12 protein-coding genes are annotated in these 10,586 nt (G+C 71.5%); 3 read left to right on the forward strand and 9 right to left on the reverse strand.

Going from position 1 to position 10,586, the window contains the following annotated elements; translation table 11 throughout:
• The first annotated feature begins 52 nt into the window (after nt 1-52).
• The 3 genes from ACFE67_RS03820 to ACFE67_RS03830 all read left to right on the forward strand — a co-directional run bounded on the left by ACFE67_RS03820 (nt 53) and on the right by ACFE67_RS03830 (nt 3,342).
• Nucleotides 53-337: a hypothetical protein gene (locus tag ACFE67_RS03820; protein WP_375405548.1), complete on the forward strand. Its 285-nt coding sequence runs from the start codon at nt 53-55 to the stop codon at nt 335-337.
• 499 nt (nt 338-836) lie between these two features.
• Nucleotides 837-2,258 (forward strand): DivIVA domain-containing protein, encoded by a 1,422-nt coding sequence (locus tag ACFE67_RS03825; protein ID WP_375405549.1) that lies wholly within the window; start codon nt 837-839, stop codon nt 2,256-2,258.
• Between the two features lie 10 nt (nt 2,259-2,268).
• Complete coding sequence (locus ACFE67_RS03830; protein WP_375405550.1) at nt 2,269-3,342, forward strand: AI-2E family transporter; 1,074 nt, start codon at nt 2,269-2,271, stop codon at nt 3,340-3,342.
• Nucleotides 3,343-3,380: 38 nt separating this feature from the next.
• On the opposite strand, the gene ACFE67_RS03835 is transcribed toward ACFE67_RS03830, so the two are convergent.
• The 9 genes from ACFE67_RS03835 to rpsB form a co-directional block, all read right to left on the reverse strand.
• Nucleotides 3,381-4,115 carry an alpha/beta hydrolase gene (locus ACFE67_RS03835; protein ID WP_375405551.1) on the reverse strand — a complete coding sequence of 245 codons (735 nt, stop codon included), beginning with the start codon at nt 4,113-4,115 and terminating at the stop codon, nt 3,381-3,383.
• Complete coding sequence (locus tag ACFE67_RS03840; RefSeq protein ID WP_375405552.1) at nt 4,112-4,402, reverse strand: hypothetical protein; 291 nt, start codon at nt 4,400-4,402, stop codon at nt 4,112-4,114. The genes ACFE67_RS03835 and ACFE67_RS03840 overlap by 4 nt, the downstream gene beginning before the upstream one ends.
• A 7-nt stretch (nt 4,403-4,409) precedes the next feature.
• Entirely contained in the window at nt 4,410-5,063 is a 654-nt protein-coding gene (locus ACFE67_RS03845) for a lytic transglycosylase domain-containing protein (RefSeq protein ID WP_375405553.1), read from the reverse strand.
• A gap of 100 nt (nt 5,064-5,163) precedes the next feature.
• Nucleotides 5,164-5,715, reverse strand: a complete 552-nt coding sequence (locus ACFE67_RS03850; protein WP_375405554.1) for a DivIVA domain-containing protein — start codon at nt 5,713-5,715, stop codon at nt 5,164-5,166.
• 7 nt (nt 5,716-5,722) lie between these two features.
• Nucleotides 5,723-6,745, reverse strand: a complete 1,023-nt coding sequence (locus ACFE67_RS03855; RefSeq protein WP_375405555.1) for a phosphatidate cytidylyltransferase — start codon at nt 6,743-6,745, stop codon at nt 5,723-5,725.
• A gap of 3 nt (nt 6,746-6,748) precedes the next feature.
• Nucleotides 6,749-7,303 (reverse strand): ribosome recycling factor, encoded by a 555-nt coding sequence (frr, locus tag ACFE67_RS03860; RefSeq protein WP_375405556.1) that lies wholly within the window; start codon nt 7,301-7,303, stop codon nt 6,749-6,751.
• A 60-nt stretch (nt 7,304-7,363) separates the two neighbouring features.
• Nucleotides 7,364-8,062 carry a UMP kinase gene (gene pyrH, locus ACFE67_RS03865; protein WP_375405557.1) on the reverse strand — a complete coding sequence of 233 codons (699 nt, stop codon included), beginning with the start codon at nt 8,060-8,062 and terminating at the stop codon, nt 7,364-7,366.
• Between the two features lie 114 nt (nt 8,063-8,176).
• Nucleotides 8,177-9,004, reverse strand: coding sequence for a translation elongation factor Ts (gene tsf / locus ACFE67_RS03870; protein WP_375405558.1), 828 nt, complete (start codon nt 9,002-9,004; stop codon nt 8,177-8,179).
• Between the two features lie 101 nt (nt 9,005-9,105).
• Entirely contained in the window at nt 9,106-10,224 is a 1,119-nt protein-coding gene (gene rpsB / locus ACFE67_RS03875; protein ID WP_375405559.1) for a 30S ribosomal protein S2, read from the reverse strand.
• Between the last annotated feature and the right edge of the window lie 362 nt (nt 10,225-10,586).

Below are 10,586 nucleotides of genomic sequence, written 5' to 3' on the forward strand. Positions count from 1 at the left end.
GAGCGCCCACACGTACAGCAGCAGCCCGACGACCGCCAGCACACCTCCCGCGATGATCAGCGGGACCGCGAGCGGCGTCGCCGTCCTCAGCGGCCAGGTCAGCCGCACGTCGGAGGGGGCGGCGGCGGCGCCGTCCGATGCGACGAGCACGGACATCGTCGACGGGACGTCGATCTGCCAGTCGAGGCTGCCCCTCGACCGATCCTGGGCGATCCACAGGTCGGCGCCGTCCGGGTCGGGTGTGCCGCCCTCCAGACCCGCGACCACCGGGGCGGTCTTCACGATCGCCTTCGTCATCGCTCCGGAGGCGTCGACGCCCAGCTCGGCGTACCGCTGACCCGAGAGCCACGCCCGGACGTCGGACGTGCGGGCGTAGGAGGCGAACGCCACCGCGGCTCCCGACAGGCGCAGGCGCTGCTGGCCCTCATGGGACTGCAGCACCGATCCCGGTACGACCACGTAGTGCACGTCGGACGGGATGTCCGCGACGGCGGTCAGGTGGTCGGCCGGCTTGAGCACCGTCCTCTGCGCGACACCGGTGGCGATGAGCACCCCGGCGATGAGCAGCGTCACCAACGCGATCGCGAAGCGCACACCGTCTCCTCTCGTCCCGTCGGGATCGGTGGATCGGGCTGGACGGACCGCACGCGAGCCGCATCCGTTCCGCAGGCGGCGGTCCCGCACCGCTCGACCCCGAAACGCCGGTCAGCATAACCGCACCCCCGTCCCGGGGACGGATGCCTGCGGGCGCGCCCCCGGCGTCGCACCTACACTCGGACGGGTCGTGCGGCAGGGCCACGCGGCCCCATCGACCTTCGGCTGACGAGGAGCGACACGTGTCCGACGAGTCCGGCTTCACCACGACGATGCGCGGCTACAACCGCGACGAGGTCGATCGTGCGATGCAGGAGCTGCGGCGCGAGCTGATCAAGGCGAACTCGATGCTCGCCGAGGCGCAGCGCGAGGTGAAGCGGCTCGGCCAGCGCGTCGACGAGCTCGACGGCGAGTTGGAGGAGGTCGGCAGCCCGACCTACTCGGGGCTCGGCCACCGGCTCGAGAGCCTCCTGCGCCTCGCGGAGGAGCAGTCGACGAGGGTCATCTCGCAGGCGGACATCGACTCCGAGCGCCTCAGGTCCGCCACGCAGGCCGATGTCGACCGCCTCCGCATCGAGGCCGCCGAGCTCGCGGAGCGGCTGCTCGGCGACGCGAAGGAGCAGTCCGACGCCACGCTCGAGTCCGCCAGGGCGGAGGCCGACCAGCTGGTCGAGCGGGCGGAGCTGCAGGCCGAGACCACCGTGCAGGACGCGATCCGCGAGGCCGCCGCCATCCGGGGCGCCGTCGCGACGGAGGCGGCCGAGCTGCGCGGCACCGCGAAGCGCGAGGCCGCGGCCGTGCGCAGCGGCGCGGACCGCGAGGCCGCCGAGCTGCGCGTCGTCGTGGAGCGGGAGACCGCCGCGGCGAAGGAGGATGCGCTGCGCCTGACGCGGGAGACCGAGTTCGCACGCGCCGAGCTGAACCGGGAGCTGGGCGCGGCCCGCGCCGACGCGGACGCGGAGCTCGCGCGGGTCCGGGCCGAGCTGCGGCTCGAGGTGGAGCGCGCCCACGCCGATCTGTCCAGGAAGGCGGAACTCGCTCGCGCCGACGTCGCCCGTGAGACCGAGACGGCCCGCCTCGCGTTCGGGCGCGAGGCCGAAGCGGCGCGCGCGGACCTGCTCGACGAGCTCGACGGGCTGCGCCGCGCACAGCTCCGCGAGCACGAGGCCACCGCGAACGCCCTCGCCGCGGACCTCGCCGAGCGGCGCGACGCGACCGAGCTGGAGATCGAGCAGGCGCGCCTGGATCTCGACGTCGAGCTGACGGCCAGGAGGGACGAGGCCGAGCAGGACTACCTCGCCCGCCACCAGGAGGCCGTCGCCTCCACGCAGCGCTACCTCGACGACGCAAACGCGCAGCTCGCCGACGCCGTGCGCCGCTCCGCCGACAAGCGGCTCGAAGCGGACGCCCTCCAGATGCAGATCGAGGTGGACGGCCGCCGCTCACTCGAGGCCGCGCAGTCGGAGGCGGCGGAGCTCGTCGCCACGGCGCGCGACACGGCGCACGCGATCGTGACCGAGGCGGAGCAGCGGTCCGCACGGCTCGTGCGCGACGCCGAGCGGCGGCTGACCGAGCTGCGCGAGGAGCGGGACGGGATCGCCCACTACTTCGAGTCGCTCAAGGGTGCGCTCGGCAGCGCCCAGCCGGTCGACGTCGAGTCCTGACCGGGCCGCGATGAAGCTCCAGAACCCGTTCAGGACGGGGCTGATCGTCACGCTCGGCGTGCTCGTCGCGCTGCTGATCGGCTCCGCCGCCATGCAGCTGGCGACGATCCTGACCTACGTGCTGACCGCCGTCTTCCTCGCGCTCGGCCTCGACCCGCTCGTGACCCAGCTGCAGCGCCTGCGGGTCCCGCGGTGGCTCGCGATGCTCATCGCCGTCGTGGTGGTGGTCGGCGCGCTGACCGCGATCGCGTTCCTGATCGTGCCGGCGATCGTCTCCCAGGGCGCGAACCTGGTGCAGCAGGTGGGCGAGTTCGCCAGCCACTACGAGGGCTGGAACGACTTCATCGGCCAGCTGCAGACCGCGGTCGGTCCGTCCATCAAGGTCCAGGACCTGATCGATCAGGCGGTGGCGTACCTGCAGACGAACGTCGGGTCGATCACGGGCGGGGTGCTCTCGGTCGGTGTCGGCATCGTCGGCGGCATCTCGGGCACCGTCATCGTCGTGATCCTCACCCTGTACCTGACCGCATCGATGCACGAGTTCAAATCGGCGCTCTACCGCCTCGTGCCCATGACGCGTCGGGAGCAGTTCGCGAACATCGCGGAGCAGATATTCCAGTCCGTCGGCCGCTACGTGATCGGGCAGGTCGGGCTCGCGCTCGTGAACGGTGTGCTGAGCTTCGTCTTCCTCACGATCACCACGAACGTGGGCGGCAAGCTCCCGGCGGTCTTCGCGTTCATCGCGTTCCTCGGCAGCCTGATCCCGCTCGTGGGCACGGTCTCCGCCGCGGTGCTGATCGTGCTCGGTCAGCTGGTGCTCAGCCCGGTCGCGGTGTCGGGTGCGCCACCGGTCTGGCTGATCGTGGCGGTCTACTACCTGATCTACATGCAGGTGGAGGCATACGTGCTCAGCCCGAACATCATGAACCGCGCCGTGAAGGTGCCCGGGGTCGTCGTGGTGATCGCGGCGCTGGTCGGCGGCACCCTGCTCGGCATCCTCGGGGCGCTGATCGCTATCCCCGTCGCCGCCGCGGTGCTGCTGATCATCGACCAGGTGGTCGTCCCCCGCCAGGCCGAGGCCTGACCCGACCCACCCGCACCGCCGCCGGTAGGGCGGACCGGTCAGACCACCAGGTCGGACCGCACCGTCGTCGGGAGCGGGTACGCGGCCGGGTTCACGACGCGGACGATCTCGTCGAGCACGCGACGGACGTACGGCTCCCCCACCCACAGGTGCTTGGCGCCGGCGACCGCGATCAGCTCCGCCGCCGGCACCGCCGCGAACCGCTCCCGCGCCTCGGCCGGCCGGAGGAAGTCGTCGAGCTCCGGCACGAGCACGACGAGGCCGCGACCTCCCCGGTTCCACCGCGTCAGCTCCGTCTCGGAGGTCCGGTGCAGCGGCGGCGACAGCAGGATCGCGCCGTCGACCGCGTGGTCGGGGCCGTACTTCAGCGCCAGCTCCGTGCCGAACGACCAGCCCAGCAGCCACGGGTGCGGGAGGGCGCGCTCGGCCGCGAAGGACACCGCCGCCGCGACGTCGTACCGCTCGGCTCCCCCTCCGTCGTACTCCCCCTCGCTCGTGCCGCGCGGGCTCGATGTGCCGCGGGTGTTGAACCGCAGCACCGCGAGATCGGCCAGCGCGGGCAGCCGGGCGGCCGCCTTGCGCAGCACGTGCGAGTCCATGAACCCGCTGTGGGTCGGGAGGGGATGGAGGCAGACGAGGGTGGCGACCGGTTCGCGATCCCGCGGCACCGCGAGCTCGCCGACCAGCGTGAGCCCGTCGGCCGTGTCGAACGCGACGTCCTCCCGATCCGCCAGCAGCACGGTCGCGCTGCGGATCTCGATCTCGCTCGTCATGCGCCCCGCCAGCAGTGCAGGTGCCAGTGCCGACGCGCCTCCAGATCGGCTTGATCGCCGAGCACGCCGTCCGCGCGCCAGACGACGACGTGCGCGACGCCCTCCTGCACCACCCCGCCGCAGCCGGGGCAGCGGTAGGGCTTCAGCGCCTGCGCGACCGAGATCGGCTGGACGTGCCAGGAGCGTCCGCCGCGCTGCTCGAGCCGCGCTCCCCCGCCGATGCGGAGTGGCTGCGGATCGTCGTCGTCGTCGCGGCCGAGCCCGCGGGGACTGTTGCGGCGCGGCACAGCGGGGTCAGTACCAGCCGGAGGCGTTCGAGTGCGCCCAGGCGCCGCAGGGGCTGCCGTAGGACCCCGAGATGTACCCGAGCCCCCAGGTGATCTGCGTCTCGTAGCTGTTCTGCCAGTCGCCGCCGGCGCTCGCCATCTTGCTGCCGGGCAGCGCCTGCGGGATGCCGTAGGCGCCGCTCGGGTTCGCGGCGTGCGTGTTCCAGCCCGACTCGCGGTTCCAGAGGCTGACGAGGCAGCTGAACTCGCTCGGCGCCCAACCGCGCTTCGCGACCGCCCTCGCGGCGAAGGTCTGCGCGGTCCCGACCGGGGTGGTGTAGCTCGCCGCACCGGTACTCGCGGCCGACGACGACGAGGAGGCGTCATCCGCGGCCGGCGCCGCCGCCGGGGTATCGACGACCCGGTACGAGTCACGACGGATGTCGACGAGCACGTAGCCGCCGTCGATCGTGTACCGCTGGACTCCGGACGCCTTCGCGAGCACCGGCCGCTGGTAGAACGGGGCGGCCGTCGCGCCGGCGTACGGATCCGTGACGCTGACGAGCGCGATGCCCGCGCTGGCGAGCATGGCGAACAGGCCGAGCACGAAGCGGCTCCGCGACCGCCGCCGCACCGGCACCGCAGCGGGCCGGGTCCTCGGGGCGTCGACGGTCTGGCTCATCACGATCGGGTCACCCTACCCGAGGGCTCGGGAGCGGCTCGGACGCCACCCCGCCACCCCGCTGCCCCATCGGCCGCACCGGTCCCATCCGGTTCGGGACTCAGCGGACGGAGAGCATCGCCTCGACGAGGCCGTCGATCAGCAGATCGACCTGCGCCTCGCTGTAGCCGCCGCGCTTCGGGCGGAAGGCGATCGAGCGCACCCGCTCGACCGGAACGTCGGACCCGTCCTCGAAGAACGACCGCGCCTCGCGCGCGAAACGGTCGACATCGGCGACCGAGTAGCCGATCCGGGAGAACCCGACCCTGGTGAAGCGCTTGCCGTCCTGCCGCTCGAGCCGACCGATGATCTCCTTGGCCAGCTGCCGGGTCCCCGCGTAGAACGCCCGCTCCCCTCCGGTGCGCACCGCCGCATCGCGTTCCCGGACCGCGAAGGCGTCTTCGAGCCGCTCGAGCGCGGCATCGACCGCAGGCGTCGCGTAGCCGCCACGCCGCATGGTGAAGCCGGTCTGCCGGATATCGGTGGAGCGGAGCGCTCCACCGGAGCGGTCGAACTCCGACCTGGCGACCGCGATGAAGCGGTCGACCTCCTGCGGGTCGTAGCCGAGGCGGCGGTTGCGCTCACGCGGGAAGGTCGACGGCATGGCGGTCATGATGCACTCAGGCGGTCGCGAAGTAGAGCAGCAGCGCCGCTGCGGCCGAAGGAAGGATCGAATCGAGGCGGTCGAGGATGCCGCCGTGGCCCGGCAGCCACGAGGACATGTCCTTCACGCCGATGTCGCGCTTGATCATCGACTCCCCCAGGTCGCCGAGCGTGCCGGTCACGAGGATCACGGCGCCGAACACCGGGCCGAACCACAGCGGACGGTCCAGCACGAGCGGCGACAGCACCGAGCCGATCACGACGGTGGCGACCGCTGCGCCGGAGAACCCCTCCCAGGTCTTCTTCGGACTGATGCGCGGCGCCATCGGGTGCTTGCCGAACCGCAGACCGGTCGTGTACGCGAAGACGTCGCTCACCACGACCACGACGATGAACGACAGCGTCCACCACTGCCCTCGGTCCTGCGCGAGCAGCACCACCGCAGAGCTGCCGAGCCCGGTGAGGTACAGCTGCACGAACGCGGTCACGAGCACGTCTCGCCCGAGCGTCCTCGCCGGCACCGCGCGACCGAGCTGCTCCACGAGCCGCCAGAGCACGGCGACGACGACGGCGAACACGATCGCGGCGAGCCAGCCGCCGGGGATCAGCGGGGTCGGCAGGTCGTGGAACGTCGCCGCCTGATCGGGTGCAGGCAGCACCGAGACGTAGGCGACGGGGACCGCCAGCACACCGGCGACCGCGGCACCCACCCTCGGCACGCGGATCCCGGCGTGACGGACGGCGACCGCGAGCTCGGAGGTGCCGAAGCCGACCATCGCCATCGCCAGGATCACGAACAGCGGCTTCCAGATGACCAGGCTGAGGATCACCAGGGCGCCGAGCACGACGCCGAGCCCGATCGCGCCGACCAGGTTCCGACCCGTCCTCGCGGTCAGGCGGGCGTTGGCCTCACCGAACTGGGCCCGCGTGCTTCTGACCTGGTCGCGGATGTCCCCGCGAGTCGCGCGGATCTGCTCCTGCAGCTCGGCGGTGTTCCGCGGCCGCCGCGGGCGCTCCGGCCCGGGTCCGCCGTCGGCCATCCGTCAGACCTCGAGCAGTTCGGCCTCTTTGCGCTTCAACGCCTCGTCGATCTGGTCGACGTGGCGCTTCGTCAGCGCCTCCAGCTCCTTCTCGCCACGCGCGATCTCGTCGTCGCTCACCTCACCGGTGAGCGCATCGAGATCGTCCTTCGCGGTGCGGCGGACGTTCCTGACCGAGACCTTCGCGTGCTCGCCCTTGTCGCGGACGACCTTCACGAACTCCTTGCGGCGGTCCTGGGTCAGCTCGGGGATGACGACGCGGATGATCGTGCCGTCGTTCGAGGGCGACCCGCCGAGGTTCGGCGCCGTCGCGATGGCCCGCTCGATGTCCTTGAGCGCGGTCTTGTCGTACGGGGTGATGATCAGCATGCGCGCCTCGGGCGCCTGCACGCTGGCGATCTGGCCGAGCGGCGTCGCCGACCCGTAGTAGTCGACGGGGATGCGCTGGTACAGCGCCGGGTTCGCGCGGCCGGTGCGGACGGTGTTGAAGTCGTCCTTCGCCACATCGACCGCCTTGGTCATGCGGTCGCCCGCCTCCTGCAGCACGTCGGCGATCACCGGCGACCCCTCTCGTTGAACGAAACCACGCTCTGGAAAACCCCGCAGATCCTATCGACGTCAGGCTGAGACGACCGTGCCCACGTCTGCGCCGCGGATCGCCGCGCCGATCGAGTCGACGCCCTCGATGCCGAACACCCGCATCGCCATGCCGTTGTCCATGCAGAGGCTGAACGCGGTCGAGTCGACGACCTTGAGCCCCTCGCGCAGCGCCTCCGCGTACGTGACGGAGTCGAGCTTCACGGCCGTCGGATCCGTCCGCGGGTCGGCGGAGTAGACGCCGTCGACCCCGTTCTTGGCGACCAGGACCTCGTCGGCGTGGATCTCGAGCGCCCGTTGCGCGGCGACCGTGTCGGTGGAGAAGTACGGCAGCCCGGCGCCGGCGCCGAAGATCACGATGCGACCTTTCTCGAGGTGCCGGATCGCGCGCCGCGGGATGTACGGCTCGGCGACCTGCGTCATCGAGATCGCGGACTGCACCCGCGTCTGCACACCGGCCTGCTCGAGGAAGTCCTGCAGCGCGAGCGCGTTCATGACCGTGCCGAGCATGCCCATGTAGTCGGCCCTGGTGCGGTCCATGCCGGCCTGGCTCAGCTCCGCCCCGCGGAAGAAGTTCCCGCCGCCGACGACGACGGCGATCTGCACCTCCTGCGACGCGAGCGCGATCTGCGCGGCGATCGACCGCACGATCTCGGGGGCGACACCGAACGTGCCGCCTCCGAGCGCCTCACCCGACAGCTTCAAGACGACACGACGCATCCGGACCCCCTTCGGCCGTCGACGAGGCTACCGGAACCCGCATTTCGTGTTTCAGGAGTTCCGGCGGCCGGAGCGCTGCCAGAACTCCTGAAACACGAAGGGTGCGCGGAGTGGTTAGGCGCCGACCTTGATGCGGGCGAAGCCGGTCACCTCGAGGCCCGCGTCCTTCAGCACCTTGCCGGTCGCGACCTTGCTGTCACGGGCGTAGGGCTGGTCGACGAGCACGACCTCCTTGAAGAAGCCGGTCAGCTTCCCCTCCACGATCTTGGGCAGCGCCGCCTCGGGCTTGCCCTCGTTGCGGGTCGTCTCGGTGAGGACCGAGCGCTCGTGCTCGACGGTCTCGGCCGGCACGTCCTCGCGCGTCGCGTACTTCGGGTCGTAGACCGCGATGTGCTGCGCGACGGACCGCGCCGTCTCGGCGTCGGTGCCGGCGTAGCCGAGCACCACACCGACCTGCGGCGGCAGATCCTTGCTGGTCTTGTGGAGGTAGATGGCGAAGTCGTCACCCGTGACCTGGGAGACCTGGCGCAGCTCGATCTTCTCGCCGAGCAGGGCGGCCTCGCTGTCGATGTAGGCGCCGACGGTCGTGCCGTTCAGCGGCGCGGCGGTGCCGGAGGCGATGTCGGTCGCACCCGCGGCGGCGACCGCAGCGAGCACCTCCGACGCCAGGGCGAGGAACCGCTCGTTCTTCGCGACGAAGTCGGTCTCGCTGGCGAGCTCGATCAGGGTCGCGACGCCGTTCTGGGCGGTGCCGGTCACGAGGCCGGCGGTCGTCGCGCGACCGGAGCGCTTCTCGACGCCCTTCAGTCCCTTGACCCGCAGGATCTCGATGGCCTTCTCGATGTCGCCACCCGCCTCGACGAGGGCGTTCTTGCTGTCCAGCATGCCCGCACCGAGGCGGTCACGCAGGGTCTTCACGTCAGCGGCGCTGAATGCGGCCATCACTGACTCCTTCCATGTCGTTCAGTGGGAACGGCCGTCGGCCGCCCGACGCTGCGAGGTCTCGCTGCTCGGACGGCCGCCGGCCGGGGTGGAACGGGTTCTCAGACGGAGGGCTCGGGGTCCTCGGTCGCTGCCGGGTCGGTGACCTTCTTGGGGCGGCGCTGCGCGGGGGTCGCCTTCGCGAGCTCCTCGGCCTCGACCTGCTCCTCGGTCTCCGGCGCGTGCTCGGGGACGAGACCGTCGACCGCCTCGGCGGTCAGATCGGCGTCAGCCTGGGCATCCGCGTCGTTCTCCTCGACCGGCTCGGAAGCGGTCTCGGGGGCCGCAGCGGCCTCGGTCGAGTCCGCCTGCTCCGCGACGACCGTGTCGATCCGGTCCTGGGTGTCCTCGGTGGCTCCGGTGACCCGGTCGTCGACCTGCTCGACCTGGAGCGACGGGCTCGCCGACGCACTCGGCTCGGCGCTGTCCGACGCCTGCAGCAGCTCCTGCTCCCAGGCGGCCAGCGGCTCGGCGTCGGCCTGGGTGGTGCCCTGGTGGCGCTGGATCAGGCCCTCGGCCGCCGCGTCGGCGATGATGCGCGTCAGCAGCGCGACGGAGCGGATCGCGTCGTCGTTGCCGGGGATCGGGTAGGCGATCTCGTCGGGGTCGGCGTTCGTGTCGAGGATGCCGATCACGGGGATGCCGAGCTTCTTCGCCTCGTTCACCGCGAGGTGCTCGCGCTTGCTGTCGATGACCCAGATCGCGCTCGGGGTCTTCGCGAGGTTGCGGATGCCGCCCAGCGTCTTCTCGAGCTTGTCGCGCTCGCGACGCTGGATCAGCAGCTCCTTCTTCGTGTAGCCGCGGGTCGTGTCGTCGAAGTCGACGAGGTCGAGCTCCTTCAGGCGGTTCAGGCGCTTGTGCACGGTCTGGAAGTTCGTGAGCAGACCGCCGAGCCAGCGCTGGTTCACGTACGGCTGGCCGACGCGCGTCGCCTGCTCGGCGATCGCCTCCTGGGCCTGCTTCTTCGTGCCGACGAACAGCACGGTGCCGCCGCGGGCGACCGTCTCCTTGACGAAGTCGTACGCCTTATCGATGTACGACAGCGACTGCTGCAGGTCGATGATGTGGATGCCCGAGCGCTCGGTCAGGATGAAGCGCCTGACCTTCGGGTTCCAGCGCCTCGTCTGGTGCCCGAAGTGGACGCCGCTGTCGAGCAGCTGGCGGATGGTGACGACGGCCACTGCCGCATCTCCTTCTCTGCGCTCCGGATGGAGCACGGTTCTCGGTTGTCCGCCGGACGTGCGGGTGCGCGGTCCGGCCCTGGCGCCCTGCGGACCGGCCGCCCTCCTGCGCTGACGAGCTCAGGAGGGACCGATGGCCGGTGCTGCGCATGATGGGCGCGCGAAGTCACCTCGCGTGCGAGATGCGGCCAGCAGCCTACCAGCCCGCTGCGGGCCTTCCGATCCCCGGGTCCCTCGGATCCGCTCCTCCACAGGGCAGGAGGGGGTCGGACGCGTGCCCGGTGGTCAGGATGGGTGGATGCTCCGGGTCGCTGCGCTGCTCGCCGTCGTCGTCGTGGGTGGCTCGCCCGCGTGGGCCTGGC

Source organism: uncultured Amnibacterium sp. (assembly GCF_964244015.1).
In the GTDB taxonomy this organism is placed as follows: domain Bacteria; phylum Actinomycetota; class Actinomycetes; order Actinomycetales; family Microbacteriaceae; genus Amnibacterium.